This window comes from Chelatococcus asaccharovorans (assembly GCF_003201475.1).
Lineage (GTDB): Bacteria > Pseudomonadota > Alphaproteobacteria > Rhizobiales > Beijerinckiaceae > Chelatococcus > Chelatococcus asaccharovorans.
Map to the genome: position 1 here is coordinate 249,435 of NZ_QJJK01000004.1, position 17,827 is coordinate 267,261.

The window sequence follows — 17,827 nt, forward strand, 5'->3', positions numbered from 1 at the left end:
GCGGCTCTGTCTGGGTGAACGTATGACCGCACCGGTCCCGCGTGATAAAATGAGTGTCCATGCAAAACGGATCATCGCAGGCAATAGGGCGCGGAACAGTCCGCCGACGCACTCAAATCATCCGAACATGCGCCGCACGGCGCTGGACAAAATGCCGTCCGATGCCTTGAGCGCGCGCATCGCCTCGCTTGGCGTTGCGCCGCGGGCCACCAGAACGGCATGTTTGACGTCGAATCCGGTTTTTTCCAGCGCCTGTCTCGCCAGATCTTCACCGCATCCGACGATATCTGCGACCATCGCGATGGCGCGATTCTGCAGCTTGCGGTTTGTCACCCGCATGTCGACCATTCGTCCGCGATACACCTTGCCGAGCCGCACCATCAGCGCGGTGGAAAAGATGTTGAGAGCGATCTTCTGACTGGTGCCGGCCGCAAGCCGCGTCGACCCCGCAAGCGCCTCCGCCCCGGTGTCCAGCAGCACCGGAAAATCGACAGCGGTGACGAGGGGCATATGCGCATTATTGGAGAAGCCGATGGTTGTCGCGCCGGCAGCCTTCGCCATGTCGATCACCGCGAGCACGAAGGGCGTCGTACCGCTGGCGGCAAGCCCGACGATAACGTCGTCAACGCCGGGTTCGAGCGCACTGAGCGCCTTTCGCGCGGCCTCGGCGTCGTCTTCCGCGCCTTCCTGTGCTTCAAAAAAGCTTTCTTCGCCTCCGGCAAGCAAGACCTTTATCCGTTCGCCGGGCCAGTTGAATGTGGGGTTGAGTTCGACGGCATCGAGCAGCGCCACCCGGCCCGAGGTTCCTGCGCCGCAATAGATAAGCCGGGAGTTTGGTCGCAAGAGAACGGTGAACGCGCCTGAAATGGCGGCCTGGACCTGCGTCGACGCCTTCTCGAGGGCGGTCACCGCCTTAGCCTGGCTTGCAAGCAGGGTGTCGAAGAGTTCTGCCTCCGGCAACTCGTCCAGAAACCGGTCTCCACCCGCCAGGGTTTCCGTCTGGAGCAGAGGCGGGTTTACGATTTCAGTCATGAAAAGGGCTCCGATTAATACCAAAGCACTACCAGTCTCGTTGAGGCTGGTTTGGCTGTTGTACAAAAAGCGCGGCAAAATTCAACCGGAAATAGCGGGCATAGGGCCGCCGGTCACGCCAGTTCCGCCCGGTCTCTTTTAAAGTGGACAATAACTGGAATTATACGTATCTCTCGCATATCGCGCGAAGCAGGCGAGGTGGATTTGGACAAGCTTGTCATTCAAGGAGGGTATCCTTTTTCGGGGTCGGTGCAGGTTGCCGGCGCCAAGAATGCGGCATTGCCGGTGCTTGCCGCGTCCGTTCTGGGCGGCCGGCGCGTCAATCTCTCCAACGTGCCCGATGTTGCCGACGTGCATTCGATGCTTGAACTTTTGCACTTTCACGGCGCGGAAAAGGCGGTCCTGCACAATGGACGCCTGAGCTTCTCGACCGAGGCGCTGTCCGGCTCGGAAACGCCTTACGACATCATGCGCCGGATGCGGGCCTCGTTCCTCGTCCTGGCGCCACTGGTCGGGCGTTTTGGCAGGGCGCGGATATCGCGACCGGGCGGTTGTGCGATTGGCACGCGGCCGGTCGATTTCCATCTCCAGGCGCTGGAGACGCTCGGCGCAAAGGTCTGGCTCGACGGCGGCATCATCGAAGTCCAGGCTCCGAAGGGGCTTCGCGGCAATCGGATCACATTTCCGTCGCCATCGGTTGGCGCCACCCACACGGCGATGATGGCGGCGGCAGCGGCCAGTGGCGAAACCGAGATCGTCAATTGCGCGCGCGAGCCGGAGATCGCCGATGTGGCCGCCTTTCTGACCGCCTTGGGTGCGCACATCGAAGGTGCGGGCACGCATCGCATTCGTGTTCAGGGGGCTACGTCCTGGCGGGACGTTGATCACACGATCCTACCGGACAGGATCGAGGCTGCCAGCTATCTCATCGCCGCGGCCATGACGGGTGGACAGCTGGAAATCATCGGCGGCAGGCTTGAGCATCTAGGGGCGGCGCTTCGCATTCTCGAGGCCGCCGGCATTTCGGTTTTTCCTAGCGATCGCGGCCTGATGGCCGAACGCAAGGGCATACTCAAAAGCGTCGATGTCACCACCGAGACGTTTCCCGGATTTCCCACTGACCTTCAGGCCCAGTTCATGGCGCTGATGTGCCTGGCCGACGGTGTCTCGACCATCCAGGAGCGGATATTCGACGCGCGTTTCATGCATGTGCCGGAACTCCAGCGCATGGGGGCCGATATCCGGCAGAACGGTTCCACCGCCATCGTGCGCGGGGTCGGGCAGTTCCACGGCGCGGAAGTCATGGCCACCGATCTCAGGGCCTCCATGTCGCTTGTGCTTGCCGGCCTTGTCGCCAAGGGCGAGACGACGATCCACCGCGTCTATCACCTCGACCGGGGTTTCGAGGATATTGACGGCAAGCTGCGGCGCTGCGGCGCGCGTATTGAAAGGATTTCCATATGAGCGCGGGCGGCCGGAGCGGGCATCCGGATACCCCGCTCTATATGGCTGTCGATGGCGGCGGCACCGGGTGCCGGGCACGACTTGAAACCGGCGAAGGCGTCATCCTCGGTCGCGGCCTTGCCGGTCCTGCAGCGACCCGCTTCGGCATAGAGAAGACCTGGGCGGCGATCAGCACGGCGTTTCTTAATGCGCTGGCCGAAGCCGGCATCGAGCCTGACAAGGCGGGTCATGTGCACGCGGGCATCGGCGTGGCAGGTCTTTCGCGGCAAGGCGCGATCGAGGCGCTGCGCGACCAGCCGCACCCCTTCGCCAGCATCACCTTTGCCGCAGACGGCGAAATTGCCTGCCTGGGCGCTCACAATGGCGGCGATGGCGGGATTGTCATTGTCGGCACCGGGAGCTGCGGGCTGGCACGGGTCAAGGGTTGCAATATCAAGGTCGGGGGATACGGGTTTCCCGTCTCCGATGAGGGAAGCGGCGCCTATCTCGGCCTGCGGGCGATCCGAATGGCAATGCTTGCGCATGACGGGCGCATGGAAAAGACGGCGCTGCTCAGTGAGGTTCTGGCGCGGTTCGAGGACGATCCGCGCTGCGTGGTTTCGTGGATGGATCGGGCAACGGCGACCGATTACGCCACGCTCGCGCCGATCGTCGTCCGCCATGTCGATGATGGAGATCCCTCCGCGCGCCGGATCATGCAGGATGCCGCGTCCAAGATCGACGCCATCTGCCGGGCGCTGTTTGAACGCGGCACGCCGCGATTGTCGCTGATCGGAGGACTGGGCAGCGTCATGGAGACATGGCTCGCGCCGGATCTGAGACGGCGGTTGAGCCCGCAGCTTGGCGATGCGCTCGATGGCGCCGCCATCCTCGCCGGCCGTCCCCCGCGGGAGACGACGGCATGAGTGAATATGACAAGCATCTGGACGGGGGAGCGGAGGGAGCCGGGGAGAGAGGCGAAAAAGCGATTCAATCGAGGAAAGACGAGATGACGGACAATATGGCCGGCGAGTCTGCGCTGCTTTTTGGTAGCGAGGCGATCGACGAGACCAATCCCACGCCGCGCTATATTCAGCTCGCCAACCGCATCCGAAGTCTCATCCTGGATGGGAGCTGGAAGGCTGGTGACGCGCTCCCATCGGAACGTACGATGGTATCGGCCACGAACCTGTCACGCGTGACGATTCGCAAGGCGCTCGAACTCCTGGTTCAGGAAGAATTGCTGCAGCAGCGCCACGGATCGGGCACCTATGTCAATGACAATGTCGAGCGCATCGAGCAATCCTTGGGCGTCCTGACTGGTTTCAGCGAGGACATGGTCTCGCTCGGGCACGTTCCCTCGGTTCGCTGGATCGAGCGGGTTATCGCGGTGCCGTCATCGACGGAGACGATGATGCTTGGCCTCTCGCCGGGCGAAAAGGTGTTGCGGCTCCACCGTCTCAGGCTGGCCGACGGCGTGCCGCTCGCCGTCGAGATGGCGGTGGTGCCGGCGAGCCTGTTTCCGAGCGTCGAGCATATGGGGGATTCGCTCTACGAAGCGCTGGCCAAAGCCGATATGCTGCCGGAAAAGGCGCTGCAGCGGATGCATGCCTGCAGCCTACCGCCTTTCGAAGCTGAATTGCTTTGCACCGATGCGGGCGTCCCGGCCCTGTATATCGAGCGCGTGTCACGCATTAAAAGCGGACGGACCATTGAATTCACGCGCTCCTATTATCGTGGCGACCGCTACGATTTCGTCGCCGAGCTGACCTTGCCTGCAAGGGGACGGGAGCCGTGATGGCCGGCACGCCAGGCTATACGCCGACCCTCATGCGCCGGGAAACCCGGAATATCCCCCAATTGGTGCGCAATCAGCTTGTCAGGCAGGGCGAAACCTACCGCAAGGCTGGTGCGGAGCTCCGCCAGCGCGCGCCGGACTATCTGGTGACACTTGCGCGCGGTTCATCCGACAATGCCGCGACCTATCTCAAATATCTCGTTGAAATGGCGACGGGTACGGCTGTCGCCTCTGCCGGTCCGTCGCTCGCCTCGGTCTACCAGCGCCGGCTCAAACTCGGCGGAGCGGCTTGTTTTGCCATCTCGCAATCCGGCCAGAGTCCGGATCTCGTTACCTATCAGACCATGGCCGGCCGGGCAGGAGCGCTCAATCTGGCCTTGGTCAACACCATACCGTCACCGCTCGCGGGCGGCGCCGATATTGTGCTGCCTGTTGGTTCGGGCGAAGAAAAGGCCGTCGCGGCCACGAAATCCTTCGCCTGCTCGCTCACCGCGATTGCGGCCATCGTGGCGGAATGGGCCGACGATCGGGCTCTTCTTTCCGGGCTCGCCGATCTGCCTGATTGCCTCGAACGCGCGCTCGACTGTGACTGGAGCGCGCTTGACGACACGCTCGACGATACACTTGGGGAAGGGCGTTCGGTCTTTGCAATCGGGCGCGGCCCCGCCTTCGCCATTGCCCAGGAGACGGCGCTCAAATTCAAGGAGACCTGTCAGCTTCATGCTGAAAGCTACAGTTCGGCGGAAGTCCTGCATGGGCCGATCCAACTCGCTGCATCCGGCCTGACGGCGCTGGTTTATCTCGGGCGTGATGAAACCCGCGCCGGAACCTGTGACGCCATTGTCCGCATGGCTGAGGCGGGAATCGATGTGCATGTCGCCGATCCGGCGAATGCGACGCCGGTCGTCGTGCCGCGTGTCAGCTATCTGCCTTGCGTGCCAGCGCCCGCACCATGGCTCGACCCGATCTGCCAGATCGTTTCCTTTTACGTCTTTGCAGAGAAACGAGCGGCCACTCTCGGACTTGATCCGGATGCGCCGCCGCTTTTGAGAAAAGTGACGGAGACCGTATGACGGCGTCCCGCGCGATTTTGGCGAAGAGGATCTTCGATGGAGATCATTTTCATCGCAATGCCGCTATCATCATGCGGCAGGGGCGTATCGAGGGCCTGGTGGCGGCGGCGGATCTGCCGGCGGGCATCGCGCGCCATGAGGCGGAAGGCGATCTGATCTGCCCCGGATTCGTCGATTGGCAGGTCAATGGCGGTGGCGGGGTGCTTTTCAACGAAACGCCGACGCGCGAGGGCGTTGCAGCCATTGCGCGCGCGCATCTCGCATACGGTACGACCGCATGTCTGCCAACGGTGATTACCGACGCCCCGGAGGTGACCAATGCCGCCGCCGACGCGGTCGCTCAGGCCATCGCGGCCGGCGTGCCCGGCGTTTCCGGCATCCATTTTGAGGGGCCGCATCTCTCGGTCGAGAAGCGCGGCGTGCACGATCCGTCATTCATTCGCCCTTTGGAGAGGCGCGATTTCGAGCGAATGACCCGTCGCGGGCTCGGCCGCGTTGTCGCAACCGTCGCGCCGGAAAGTGCATCACTGGATGATATATCTGCCCTTGCTGAGGCTGGCGTTCTGGTCAGCATCGGCCATACCCGCGCTGATTACGCCACGGCGCAAAAATGCTTTCGCGCCGGCGCCAGCGCCGTCACCCATTTGTTCAATGCCATGGCGCCCCTGCATCACCGCGATCCGGGTCTTGTCGGCGCGGCAATGGAGAATCCCGACGTCTGGTGTGGCCTGATCGCGGACGGACATCATCTGCATGCTTCCATGCTGCGGATGATTTTCGCAGCCGTTCCGACCGAGCGGCTGACGCTCGTGACCGACGCCATGCCCTCGGTCGGATTTGCCGGCGATGCGTTCACGCTCAATGGGCGCACTGTCCGGCGTGTCAACGGACGCCTGACCATTACCGACGGCACATTGGCCGGCTCTGATCTCGATATGATCGCGGCGGTTCGATTTGCGGTGTCCAAGTGTGGCGCCGATCTGGCCGCCGCCCTGCAAATGGCGTCGCGAAATCCTGCAAAGATGCTCGGCCTTGCCGATTGCGGCCATTTGCGTACGGGCGCCCGCGCCGATCTCCTGGTTCTGTCGGAAGCGCTCGACCTGAAATCGGTCTGGCTCGGCGGCAATAGGCAGGAATTCCCGGAGAAGGCCCGTCTCTAAGGGAGCGGGCGATTCATCCAAAAGCGCGAAGATGCTGACGCATCCGCGCGTTGGCGACGCTCAAGCGCCGCGCGGGCTTGACCACCGTGCGACGAGTGGCGCTCATCGCACGGTCGTATCAGGCGGGCTCCGCATAATGGCAGGCGCAAAGACGCGCGGTGGTGGCGTCGCCGTCAATCAACCGTAATTCCGGGCTGTCGGTTCTGCAGCGTTCGCGCATTTCAAAGCATCGCGGGTGGAACAGGCATCCGCCGGGACGTCTGGCGATGTTGGGCACGTCGCCTGTTAGAACGATCCGCTCGCGCTTGCCATTCGCGCCGTTGGTTTTTCCGGGAATTCCCGGAACGGCCGAGAGGAGGGCACGGGTATAGGGATGTTTCGGATTTTCGAAGACCCTTCCCGCAGGGCCCTGTTCGACGATGCGCCCGAAATACATGACGGCGATGCGATCGCTGATATGGCGGACCACGGAGAGGTCATGGCTGATGAAGATGATCGATAGGCCGAATTCGCGCCTCAATTCGGCGAGCAGATTGATGATCTGCGACTGGATCGAAACGTCGAGCGCGGAGACCGCCTCGTCGGCCACGATGATTCTGGGATTGATGGCCAGTGCCCGGGCGATCGCGATGCGCTGCCTTTGTCCCCCAGAGAACTGATGCGGCAGGCGCTTCGCCGCGGACTGCGGGAGACCGACGAGATCGAGGAGTTGGCGGACTCGTTCCGCACGATCCGGTCGTCCGTGGACGGCCAGCGGCTCGCCGATGATGGTGGCCACGCTGTGGCGCGGATTGAGCGAACCGAACGGATCCTGAAAAATCATCTGGATTTCGGCGCGCGACTGCTTGAGGTCGCGCCCCGAGATTTTAGCGAGATCCTTGCCACCATACCAGATCTCGCCGCCTGTCGGGGTATCGAGCCGCATGATCGAGCGCCCGAGCGTGCTCTTGCCGCATCCGGATTCTCCGACGATGCCGAGGATTTCGCCTTCCGCGAGATCGAAGGATATGCCGTCGAGCGCCAACAGCCTGCCGCCGTCTGCCGTCGGATAATGCTTGACCAGATCCCGAACCGAGAGAAGCGGCGTCATGTGGCCGGATTCCAGCAATAGCCGACATGTTCGCCACGGCGGACGGCGGGCGGCGGATTGTCGGCGCATCGTTCGAGCGCATGCGCACATCGTCCGGCGAATGCGCAGCCGGCGGGCCGCTCGCCGGGTGGCGGCACTGTCCCGGTTATCGCCGGAAGCTCGGTGCCGGGCTCGTTTGCCGCGGGAATGGTTCCGATGAGGGCCTCGGTATAGCGATGGATAGGCTCGGAAAACAGCGTGTCCACCGACCCCTGCTCAGCGATCCTCCCGGCATACATGACGACCGCGCGGTCACATGTCTCCGCTACCACGCCGAGGTCGTGGGTCACGAGAATGCACGCCATGCCGAAGCGTTTGCGCATGGCGCCGATCAGTTCGAGAATCTGCGCCTGGATGGTCACATCGAGGGCCGTGGTCGGTTCATCCGCCATCAGCAATGCCGGTTCACAAGCGAGCGCCATGGCGATCATCACCCGCTGCCGCTGGCCGCCGGAAAGCTCGAACGGATATTTGCGCAGTTGCTCCGGCGAAGATGGCAGGCCGACGAGATCGAGAACACGGGCAATCTCCCTCATGCGTTCGGAGCGGGACAGATTGCGATGCACTTCCAGCGCTTCGCCGATCTGGGAACCGATCGTCATGATCGGATTGAGCGATGTCATCGGCTCCTGGAAAATCATCGAGATGCGATTTCCGCGCACCAGATTGAGCGCCTTCTCATCGAGGCCGGAAATATCCTGGCCCTCGAACAGGATCCGCCCGTTCGTCCGCCTGACGGCGTGTGCGGGCAAGAGCCCCAGCACGGACAGCGCGGTGATCGTCTTGCCGCAACCGGATTCCCCGAGAAGACCGACCATTTCGCCGCGCGCAACTTCGAGGCTGATGTCCTCAACCAAAGCGGCGGATGCCGATTCGAGCCGCAGGTTTTCGATGCGCAGCAGCGGTTGATTTTCAAGTTCCGGGTTTGCGGCTAGGTTCAACGGGAACTTCTCTGGTTGCAGGCGCCGGGGCCGTTTGAAGGACGGTGTGCGCAGGCAATTTGTCCTGTATTGGTAACATTGACAATACCCTTTTCTTCATAAATGGTATTCAGGTGGACTAGTTCGGGGGAGGCGGGCAAAAATCGCCGCCGAACTGACAAAATCTGCGTTTCGATAAAACGTATGAGAGGGCGGGAAGTGATGAACATCTTAAGCAAATACGCCTTGGCATGCAGCGTCGCCCTTGGCGGCTTCATTGCCGCGATGCCTGTTGTGGTGGCCGCGCCTCTCGAAGTCGCCGTGGAGCAGTCGCCATCCGGGCTTGATCCGCATATTGTTACCGCCTTCACGTCGTTCCAGATTATCGATGGTACCATCTATGAAGGGCTCGCGGCTCTTGATGGCGATCTCAACATCGTTCCTGGCCTGGCGTCGAAATGGGACATTTCCGACGACAAGAAGACCTATACGTTCACGCTGCAGGACGGCGTGAAATTCCACGGCGGCGCGATGATGACGTCCAAGGACGTGGCCTCGAGCCTCAATCGTGTGTTGGCCAAGAAAACGGGTTCGCCGCTCGCCAGCCGCCTGGCCGCAGTTGAAAGAATCGACACGCCGGATGACAAGACCGTCGTCATCCATCTGTCGGCGCCGTCCGCGCCGCTTCTGTCCTCGCTGACCACGATCGCGATCGTGCCTGCGAAATATGAGAATGACACCGAGACCTTGCAGCGCAAGCCCGATGGCACCGGACCGTTCAAGATGATTGAGTGGCAGCCGGATGTCGCCATCAAGCTGGCGCCAAACACGGATTACTGGCAGAAGGGCCTGCCCAAGCTCGATGGTGTGAATTTCAACATCGTGCCGGAGGCCACCACCCGCCATGTCGGGTTGACCAGCGGCCAGTACCAGATGCTGCCGAATATCGATGGCGTCACCGCGCAGCAATTGCAGGGCCAGCCCGGCGTTAAGATGGAAGAAGCCCTTGAGCTGGCCTATTCGCTGATCGGCATGAACGTCACGCGCCCGCCCTTCGACAATCCCAAGGTGCGTGAAGCCATCAACTACGCCGTCAACCGCGGTGATATCGTCGCCGCTGCCCTCTTCGGTGCAGGCGTCCCCGGCGGGCCGCTGTCGCCGGCACTGACCAATTTCGCGACGCCCGTCGGCGATTTCGCGTGTTTCAAGCCTGATGTGGCGAAGGCCAAGGCGTTGATGGCCGAGTCGGGGATCGCCACGCCGGTCAATGCACGTCTTCTGGTGCTGCCTCGTGATTCCACCAAGGCCATCGCCCAAATCCTACAACAGGAACTCGCTGCGATTGGGATCAATCTGACGCTCGACATTCCGGAAATCGGCCAGTTCGTCCAGAACTGGAAGAATTCCGATTTCGATCTCTTCGTCTCGTTGAATGCGGGCACGATTGAGCCGGATGACTATTTCTACCGCACTTTTCGGACCGGCGGATCAACTAACGTTTTCAAATACTCCAATAAGAAGCTTGATGCCTTGCTGGATAAAGGACGAGAAGAAACCGACGTCGAAAGCCGAAAGAAAATCTACACCGACGTGCAGTCGATCCTGGCTTGCGACGGCCCCGCATCATTTCTGACCTACGGAAAGATTTACACCGCCATGAACGAGAAGGTGAAAGGCTACAAGATCAATCCCAATCGCTCGCTGCGCACGCTCCGTTCCACATCGCAGTGAATAACCAATTCAGATGCGCAACAGTCCGATGACCGGCGGCGGGACCAGGGACTTGCCGGATCCGCCGCCAGTATTGACAGGGGACGGTTGGCAGAACGCCGACACGCGTATCGCCCGGACTGAATCGACATAGGACATCAGCAGTGTCGCCCATGCAAATTCTCAAACGGCTACGCGGTCGACTGATCGATCTGTGCGTCATTATTGTCGGCGTGTCCGTTTTGGTGTTTGGCTTTATTCGCATGATTCCCGGCGATGCCGTCGCCATCATGCTTGGAGCGAATGCAGAAGTGACGCCTGATCGCCTTGCTGCGCTCCGAAGCCGGCTTGGTCTCGATCTGCCGGTCCATGAGCAGTACTTCGCCTGGCTGTGGAAAGTACTTCACGGCGATTTCGGCGTCTCGATCTGGACCGGCCGTCCCGTGATCGACGAGATCGGCGCCCATGTCTGGCCCACATTGCAACTGATGTTAATGGCGATGTTCTCGGCGATCGTGCTCGCCATTCCGCTCGGCATCCTGATGGCGCGCATGCGCGGGGCGCGCGGCGAGCCGTATGTGCAGGCGGGCTCCGTGGTCGGGCTTACTGTGCCGCCATTCTGGCTCGGCATCGTGATGATTCTCGTTTTCTCCGCCATCATGCCGAAACTGCAGATGCTGGGCTATGTCCCGTTCTCGAAAGACCCGCTCGGAAACATCCAGCGGATGATCCTGCCGGCCTTCGCCCTGAGCCTGCCGATCACCGCCAACCTTGCGCGGCTGTTGCGCTCGACCCTGTTGGAGGCGCTGCAGCAGGACTACATTCGCACGGCCCGCGCCAAGGGCGTATCGGCGAGGCGGATTCTCTATCGCCATGCACTCCGGAACGCCATTATTTCCTTTGTCACCAGCGTTGGCATCCAGGCGGGTTATCTTCTGGGCGGGGCCATCGTCATTGAACAGGTTTTCGCCATTCCGGGGTTGGGCCGGCTGATTCTCGGGGCGATCGCTGAGCGCAATTACCCACTCTTGCAGGCAACCATTCTGCTGGCCACGGCAGCATTCGTGCTGGTCAATTTCGTGGTCGACGTGATCTATACACTGATCGATCCGAGGATTTCGGAATGAGCGCGGCAGACATCCGCACCGATGCCGTCCGCAAAGGTGGGTTCGACCCTTCGGCCGGCGCCCGGTCCCGCTGGCTCCGGCCCTCGCTCTACAACATATCGCTGGCCATGATCGTCGTCATCGGCTTCGTCGCGATCGCCGCACCGTTCGTGGCCCCCTACGATCCGCTGCAGCAGGATATTCTTCAGCGCCTGAAGGGGCCGTCAACGGCTCATTGGCTCGGCACCGACTGGCTCGGCCGCGATATCCTGTCTCGCATCATCTACGGGCTGCGTTCTTCGCTGTCCATTTCAGCCGGTGCGGTTTTCGTGGCCCTGCTTGCGGGCGGCATTCTCGGTCTTGCCGCAGCCTACTACAAGGGTTGGACGGATCGCATCATCATGCGGCTGATGGATATTCTCTTCGCATTCCCCGTCATGCTGCTCGCCATCGGCGTTATCGCGCTGCTGGGGCCGGGCCGTTTCCCCACGGGAGCGGCCATCGCCATCGTCTATACGCCTATCTTCGCCCGGCTTCTGCGGGCGCCCGCGCTGGTGGTCGCTGCAAGTGACTATGTGCTGAGCGCGCGCGCCATCGGGGCTTCGGACCTGCGCATCATCGCCTTTCACATCCTGCCCAATCTGGCGAGCGTGATCCTGGTCCAGGTCAGTCTGCTGCTGTCGACGGCGATTCTCGTCGAGGCGTCGCTGTCGTTTCTCGGCCTCGGCACCCAGCCGCCATTGCCGTCGCTTGGGATGATGCTCTCAGAAGGGCGCAATTTCCTCTTCTTGGCCCCGTGGGCTGCGGTTTTTGCGGGCCTTGCCATTCTGATCGTGGCTTTCGCGCTCAATCTGTTTGGCGATGCGCTGCGTGACGACCTCGATCCGCGGCTCAAGTGAGGGAGGGCCGAATGCAGAACAAGATTGAAATCACCGTCAACCGCAGGCGTTTCGACGGGTCGTGCGGTGTTACTTCGCAGATGACCGCCGCTGAGATCGCCGGACTTGTCGGGATACCGGCGCAAAATGCCATCGTCGAGCGGGAAACGGCGCGTAACGCCTATGAAGCGGTTTCCTCCGACGCGCAGATCGCCATCGAGGCGGGCATGCATTTTCTCGTGACCCGGCACTTCGTCATGGGCGGCTAATGGCGCGATCCCGGCGGATGAGACCCATCGGTCAGGACAGATCGCCCGCCAGACCGGCAGAGCAGAGCGCGCGGGGCAGCGAATGTTAAGCTGATCGACCGGAGAAGGATTTGCCATGGCATCCGACATGCCTCCCGAATGGATCTCGATTCGTCTGGCGCGACCGGAAGTCGCCAGGATCCGAACCTTGATGGATCAGACTGAAGGCGCTGCTTTCACGGATCTAGCACTTGCTTTCGGAGTGGGGAGAGCACGCGGCCGCACGGTCTTTGTTTGTCGTGGCAGCGTCATGGATGCCGGTGCCGACAATCGCATTGTCGGGACTGTAACGGTTCTTTCCGGCGAGGCTGGCAGCTTTGCCGCGGCCATGGCTGAATGGCGCAGCGGCGAAACGGAGCCACGGCCACGAGATCCGGTGCTGCGGTTGGGCGTCGGGCCGGCTATCGGCGGACATTTTGAAATCGCTGCACGGGCATGGGTCGAGGGAGTTTGGCGTGACGTCGATCACGTCTTCCTCGAGGGCATGCCGGGCGTGCTCAGCTGGTCGGGCGGCAGGCCACCCGTTGCCTATGATCTGCCGCCTGAAAGGGTGGCACGTTTCACGAGTTCCTTCGGCATTGAGGCATGGCAACGGCTTCGGCGGTCAACGGCCGTGGTGATCGGCGCTGGCGGCACGGGTTCCATAACGATCCCGATGCTGGCGCGCGCCGGCGTCGGGCGCATCGTTATCGTCGACTCCGATCACATCACGCCCTCCAACCTTGAACGCACCCATGCGAGTTTCCCCTGGCACGTCGAAGCCAGGACGTTGAAAGCAGAACTGGCGCGCGATCACGTGCGCGCGATCGATCCGGATATCGAGGTCATCGCCTATGAGGGCCGCCTGCCGCAGGCGGACATCGTGGCCGAAGTCCTGCGCGCCGATGTCCTTGTTGGCTGCACCGACCAGCATACGAGCCGCCTGGCCGTGGCCGACATGGCGCGCCGCTATCTCGTGCCCGCGATCGATTGCGGTGGCTTGATCGAGGGCGCGGACGGGCGCGTGACCGGACAGATCATCCAATTGGTCGTTTTCCGGCCCGACGATCCGTGCCCGGTCTGCCGCGGCATGATCGATCCGGTCCGCGTCGCGCAGGAATTGATGTCGGACGAGGAGCGGAGGGCGATCCGCGGGCGCGCGGATGAAGGTGCCGTGCCGCGCGAGGCCCATGAAATTCCGCAGATCGACACGGTCGGCTACATCACGACTGTCAGCGGCACATTGGCCGCAGGCTATGCCATCGGCTGGCTCACCGGCCGTTTCGATCCGCCGTTCGAGCGCATGCAGATGAACCTGATCGCCGATTGCCTGGACGTTACCAACCGACCGCAGAAACACGATCCGGACTGCAAGTGCCGCCAAAGCCGCGGGCTCGGCGACCTCGGCGGCGAACTGGCGCCCTTTGCTGTCCCGAACCACTGGAAGCCCGCGCGGCGCATCGTGTGATCACCGGGAAAACATCGTGCGCAACCGGTCCAGGGAGCGTTGTTGTGCGCCGTTCCCGACGTAGGTTTCTCCGGAAGCGGGCTCCACCTCCACGCAGAGGACCGTGTTCACCTGGCCGCCGGAAATCCGTTCAGGCAGTTTGGAAAAGGGCAGGGTGCCCGTTCCGATTTCCAGCCCTTCGGTTGTCAGCGCATCACGTGGGAGATCGCCTCGCGAGGCCGGTTCATCGAAAAAGATGCTGTCGCTGAGATGGAGCCAGGGCATCGCGGCATCTACAAAATCGAACGGATGCAACTGTTCCGCCTGTTCCAGATCATCCGCAGTGATGCCACTGAAACGCGGATCATCCCGCACTGCATTCACGTTGCTCCGGGCATAATTAAACAGATTCGATGACAGGGTCGCGTGCGCCACATCGATGAAAGGAAAGACATTGGCGATGTTTTGCGATGCCAGAAATTTCCGGAAATCGGAAACTTCCCAGGGAAAGAAGTGATCGATCGGCCCGGCGAGATAATCGCCGGAGCGCCGCGATGCCAGGAAGTAATGGCCCATATTCTCGACCAGCAGCAAGATGTCCGGCGCTTCGCGCGCAAGCTCGGCGACGGTCGCATTGAAACCGGCCGCGGCCTCGGCGCGGTTCGAGCGCGCCGGTGCGGGACCATAAACCATGCCCCAATAGCGATGCATGACGATGCGCGAGGCGCCGCATTCCTTTGCAAACGCAAGGGTAAGCGAAACCTGTCCGGCATCGAAATCGGATGATGTCACGATCTCGACATCCTGGAACGGGATGTGGACGGTCAGATCGGCAGGACCGAAAGCATCCTCGAGCCGCCGGAGATTTTCGAGACAGGTGGCCCGGCCACCCGCGCTGTAGAGATCCTGCTTGCCGAATGTATGCAATTCGAGGCGAACCGGCAGTCCGGCGTCGGAGAGCACCTGCGCACGGTGCTCAAGCTGCGGATAGGCGACGGCGGCACCCTTGAGTGCGAATTGAACCATGGCAGGGCACCCTTGGTGCGGATCAGACATACCCGGCGCGAAGCGTCTCGTCGATGCTGGCTTTTTCCATGCCGAGCCACTCGGCCAACACTTCGCCGGTATGGGCGCCAAGGCTGGGCGGCCCTCGGTGCACGCAGGGTGGCGTTGCAGACATTTTCATTGCGGGCGCGGGAACCGGAACGGTACCCTCACGCGGATGCGGAATATCAACCACCTGGCGGCGATGGACGACTTGCGGATTGGCGATCACGTCGGCGATGGTGGAGACGGGCTCGCAGGGAATTTCAGCCTCGTGCAGAAGATCGAGAATTTCCGCGCCGTCGTGCTTCAAGCCCCATTCGTTGATGATAGCTTCGAGTTCGGCGACATTACGGTTGCGCACGATCGGATTTGAGAAGCGAGGATCGCTCGCCAGTTGGGCCATGCCCATGACGGCGACAAATTTGTCGAAGTGCTGGTTGTTGCCGGCCACAACATAGATCCAGCGGCCATCGCGGCTCTCGAAACAGTGCGACGGCGCGAGATAGCGGTCGCGATTGCCGAGCCGGGTCTGCTCGACGCCGAGCAGTATCGATTCGCCGATGGCCGTCGTCAGCATCGACATGGCGCTGTCCATCAAGGTTGCCTCGACCACCTGGCCCCTGCCGGTCGCTTGGCGTGATTGCAGGGCAGCCAGCGCGGCTATGGTGCCGTAAAGCGCCGTGGAGTAATCCGCCACGAAGACGCCGGCCATGGTCGGCGGGCCGTCCGGTTGGCCCGTCAACGTCATCAATCCGCTGTGCGCCTGCGCGGCGCCATCGAAACAGGGATGCGACGCCATCGGCCCTTCCTGCCCGAAACCCGTGATCCGAACGACGATCAGGCCCGGATTGACCGCGCTGATCTCGTCATAGCCGAGGCCCATTTTCTCAAGTGTCCCGGGGCGGAAATTCTCGATCAGGATATCGGCCTTTGCCGCCAGCCGCTTGAGCAGCACCTGCCCCTCGGGGTGGCGGAAGTCCACGGTCAGGCTGCGCTTGTTGCGGTTTGCGCCGAGGAAGAAGAGCGTTTCCCCATTGATCATCTCACCGACCCTGCGGCCCTCTTCACCGCCGTCGACGCGCTCGACCTTGACCACATCGGCGCCCAAGTCTCCCAGGATCTGGCCGCAAAAAGGACCGGAAATATAGCGGGAAAGATCGAGAACCCTGATCCCGGAAAGCGCCGCAGGTTTCGCATTCTTGTTGAGTTTTTCGCTCATTTATTTATAATCCTGCCAACGAGAGAAGGTGTTATCATGAAGATTACATTTCATTCATGGCTTAAGACGGCAATCGGAAGTGATCATGAGGATATAGTCCTTCCAGAAGACGTGATAACCATAAGTGATCTGTCCTCATTTCTTGGGAAGAGGCATCTGTCCGCGGCTTCGATCTTCGCGCTTCCCGAAGCGTTGCGTTATGTCGTCGATCACCGCTACGTCACTCCTGAGCATGTGATTTCGTCCGCGGACGCGATCGAAATCTACCCGCCGGTCACGGGCGGCTGAACGCGGGTTCCGCCTGCGGTGCTTCGTTCTCCATTGCGTTGCAGACACATCCGGAGCGCTTGTCGAGCGCGAATTCACTGATCTTTGCCGAGAGCGCGTCATAGACCAGAATGCGCCCGGACAGGCTGTCGCCAAGCGACAGGATTTCCTTGATCGCCTCCATCGCCTGCAGTCCGCCGATCACGGCGAGCACAGGGCCGACCACGCCGATCTCGGCGCAGGTGGGCGTGACCGAGGCGTCGAGCGGCTTGGGATAAAGACAGCGGAAGCAAGGATGATCCGCGCCACGATACGGCATGAAGGTGGTGACGGTTCCGTCCGTGATCTGAGCCGCACCGCTGACAAGCGGCACACGGGCCCTCCGGCAGGCGTCCGCCACCGCATCGCGCGTGGGGAAATTGTCGGTGCAGTCTGCGACAAGATCGTACTGGCCGATCAGCTCCGCCGCATTGTCGCGGTTGACCGGAAACATGTGCTCGACGATTTCGATATGGGGATTGGACTGCCGCAATCGCGTGGCCGCACTCGCCACTTTCGGTCTGTTGAGACTGTCGGCACCGTGAATGACCTGCCGGTGCAGGTTGGAGATTTCGACGAAATCGCCATCGGCTACGCCGATCGTACCAACGCCTGCTGCGGCCAGGTACATCAGCACCGGCGCCCCGAGACCGCCGGCGCCGATCACCAGCACCCGCGCCGCCTTCAGGCGCTCCTGCCCGCTCTCCCCCCAACCGGGCACGATCATCTGCCGGATATAATGCTGCCGTTCACCGGGAGTGAGGGAGGTGCTCATGCCACTTGATCCTTGGCCCGCGCGGCCATTTCACTGCCCAGCCCATGAATATGCAGCAGTAGTCGGTAAAAGCCATTTGCCCGGCTTGGGGCGAGCGCATCGAGCAGGCCGGCATCGCGAAGCAGAATCGGCGGGTGGGCGGCAATCTCTTCCGGCATCCGGTCATGATAATAGCCATGCGCTATTGCCAGCAGCCCGCGCATGATTCGGGCGTCGGAATCCACTTTCATCACAAAGCGCCCGGTCTCAGGGTCGCGTCCGACGACCAGCCAGATCTGCGATTGGCAACCGTGAAAGCGTGTGTCTGGGGTTTTTTCTTCCATGGGCATCATCGGCAGCTCGGCTTCCATCGCCAGGACGGCCGCGAGTTTCTCGCCCCAGTCGCCACCGGAGGGAAATCGTGCTTTCAGCGCATCCAGATATTCAGGAATCGTGCTCATGGCCTCTGTTCGATCATGGTCTCCGTTCGGCCCCGGCATCGCGTCTCGGCAATTTGG

Annotated in this window: 18 protein-coding genes; 11 read left to right on the forward strand and 7 right to left on the reverse strand. The window is 61.8% G+C overall.

Annotated elements, in window-relative coordinates:
- Positions 1 to 117 precede the first annotated feature (117 nt).
- A complete protein-coding gene (locus tag C7450_RS11105) occupies positions 118 to 1,110 on the reverse strand; it encodes an N-acetylmuramic acid 6-phosphate etherase (RefSeq protein WP_245449612.1) in 993 nt (330 codons plus the stop codon).
- A 126-nt stretch (positions 1,111 to 1,236) separates the two neighbouring features.
- Here C7450_RS11105 and murA point away from each other — a divergent pair, with 126 nt between their 5' ends.
- The 5 genes from murA to nagA all read left to right on the forward strand — a co-directional run bounded on the left by murA (position 1,237) and on the right by nagA (position 6,506).
- A complete protein-coding gene (gene murA, locus C7450_RS11110) occupies positions 1,237 to 2,496 on the forward strand; it encodes a UDP-N-acetylglucosamine 1-carboxyvinyltransferase (RefSeq protein WP_110374716.1) in 1,260 nt (419 codons plus the stop codon).
- Entirely contained in the window at positions 2,493 to 3,401 is a 909-nt protein-coding gene (locus C7450_RS11115) for a glucosamine kinase nucleotide-binding domain-containing protein (protein WP_110374517.1), read from the forward strand. The genes murA and C7450_RS11115 overlap by 4 nt, the downstream gene beginning before the upstream one ends.
- Positions 3,402 to 3,484: 83 nt before the next feature.
- Positions 3,485 to 4,273, forward strand: coding sequence for a GntR family transcriptional regulator (locus C7450_RS11120; protein ID WP_110374518.1), 789 nt, complete (start codon positions 3,485 to 3,487; stop codon positions 4,271 to 4,273).
- Positions 4,273 to 5,346 carry an SIS domain-containing protein gene (locus tag C7450_RS11125; protein ID WP_245449614.1) on the forward strand — a complete coding sequence of 358 codons (1,074 nt, stop codon included), beginning with the start codon at positions 4,273 to 4,275 and terminating at the stop codon, positions 5,344 to 5,346. Before C7450_RS11120 ends, C7450_RS11125 begins: the two co-directional genes overlap by 1 nt.
- Positions 5,343 to 6,506 (forward strand): N-acetylglucosamine-6-phosphate deacetylase, encoded by a 1,164-nt coding sequence (gene nagA, locus C7450_RS11130; RefSeq protein ID WP_110374519.1) that lies wholly within the window; start codon positions 5,343 to 5,345, stop codon positions 6,504 to 6,506. The genes C7450_RS11125 and nagA overlap by 4 nt, the downstream gene beginning before the upstream one ends.
- 118 nt (positions 6,507 to 6,624) lie before the next feature.
- Here the strand turns inward: nagA and C7450_RS11135 are convergent, their stop codons facing one another.
- Both C7450_RS11135 and C7450_RS11140 read right to left on the reverse strand, forming a co-directional pair.
- The gene (locus C7450_RS11135) at positions 6,625 to 7,596 is read right to left on the reverse strand and encodes an ABC transporter ATP-binding protein (protein WP_110374520.1); all 972 of its coding nucleotides are present in this window, start codon (positions 7,594 to 7,596) and stop codon (positions 6,625 to 6,627) included.
- Positions 7,593 to 8,576: an ABC transporter ATP-binding protein gene (locus tag C7450_RS11140; protein ID WP_245449616.1), complete on the reverse strand. Its 984-nt coding sequence runs from the start codon at positions 8,574 to 8,576 to the stop codon at positions 7,593 to 7,595. Before C7450_RS11140 ends, C7450_RS11135 begins: the two co-directional genes overlap by 4 nt.
- 276 nt (positions 8,577 to 8,852) lie before the next feature.
- Between C7450_RS11140 and C7450_RS11145 the strand changes: the two genes are divergently transcribed.
- The 5 genes from C7450_RS11145 to C7450_RS11165 all read left to right on the forward strand — a co-directional run bounded on the left by C7450_RS11145 (position 8,853) and on the right by C7450_RS11165 (position 14,004).
- Positions 8,853 to 10,286, forward strand: coding sequence for an ABC transporter substrate-binding protein (locus C7450_RS11145; protein ID WP_245449618.1), 1,434 nt, complete (start codon positions 8,853 to 8,855; stop codon positions 10,284 to 10,286).
- A 152-nt stretch (positions 10,287 to 10,438) separates the two neighbouring features.
- Positions 10,439 to 11,392, forward strand: a complete 954-nt coding sequence (locus C7450_RS11150; RefSeq protein WP_170147201.1) for an ABC transporter permease — start codon at positions 10,439 to 10,441, stop codon at positions 11,390 to 11,392.
- Positions 11,389 to 12,270 carry an ABC transporter permease gene (locus tag C7450_RS11155; RefSeq protein ID WP_110374522.1) on the forward strand — a complete coding sequence of 294 codons (882 nt, stop codon included), beginning with the start codon at positions 11,389 to 11,391 and terminating at the stop codon, positions 12,268 to 12,270. The genes C7450_RS11150 and C7450_RS11155 overlap by 4 nt, the downstream gene beginning before the upstream one ends.
- 11 nt (positions 12,271 to 12,281) lie before the next feature.
- Positions 12,282 to 12,518 (forward strand): hypothetical protein, encoded by a 237-nt coding sequence (locus tag C7450_RS11160; protein ID WP_110374523.1) that lies wholly within the window; start codon positions 12,282 to 12,284, stop codon positions 12,516 to 12,518.
- Positions 12,519 to 12,807: 289 nt separating this feature from the next.
- Positions 12,808 to 14,004, forward strand: coding sequence for a HesA/MoeB/ThiF family protein (locus C7450_RS11165; RefSeq protein ID WP_170147202.1), 1,197 nt, complete (start codon positions 12,808 to 12,810; stop codon positions 14,002 to 14,004).
- Here C7450_RS11165 and C7450_RS11170 read toward each other — a convergent pair whose 3' ends face one another.
- Positions 14,005 to 15,120: an apurinic/apyrimidinic endonuclease family protein gene (locus C7450_RS11170; RefSeq protein WP_146227326.1), complete on the reverse strand. Its 1,116-nt coding sequence runs from the start codon at positions 15,118 to 15,120 to the stop codon at positions 14,005 to 14,007.
- Complete coding sequence (locus C7450_RS11175) at positions 15,032 to 16,249, reverse strand: CaiB/BaiF CoA transferase family protein (RefSeq protein ID WP_110374526.1); 1,218 nt, start codon at positions 16,247 to 16,249, stop codon at positions 15,032 to 15,034. Before C7450_RS11175 ends, C7450_RS11170 begins: the two co-directional genes overlap by 89 nt.
- A gap of 36 nt (positions 16,250 to 16,285) precedes the next feature.
- On the opposite strand from C7450_RS11175, the gene C7450_RS11180 reads away from it, so the two are divergent.
- Positions 16,286 to 16,537 carry a MoaD/ThiS family protein gene (locus tag C7450_RS11180; protein WP_110374527.1) on the forward strand — a complete coding sequence of 84 codons (252 nt, stop codon included), beginning with the start codon at positions 16,286 to 16,288 and terminating at the stop codon, positions 16,535 to 16,537.
- Here the strand turns inward: C7450_RS11180 and C7450_RS11185 are convergent.
- Both C7450_RS11185 and C7450_RS11190 read right to left on the reverse strand, forming a co-directional pair.
- The gene (locus C7450_RS11185; protein WP_110374528.1) at positions 16,524 to 17,330 is read right to left on the reverse strand and encodes a HesA/MoeB/ThiF family protein; all 807 of its coding nucleotides are present in this window, start codon (positions 17,328 to 17,330) and stop codon (positions 16,524 to 16,526) included. The genes C7450_RS11180 and C7450_RS11185 overlap by 14 nt on opposite strands.
- A complete protein-coding gene (locus C7450_RS11190; RefSeq protein WP_170147203.1) occupies positions 17,327 to 17,770 on the reverse strand; it encodes a SufE family protein in 444 nt (147 codons plus the stop codon). Before C7450_RS11190 ends, C7450_RS11185 begins: the two co-directional genes overlap by 4 nt.
- Positions 17,771 to 17,827 lie beyond the last annotated feature (57 nt).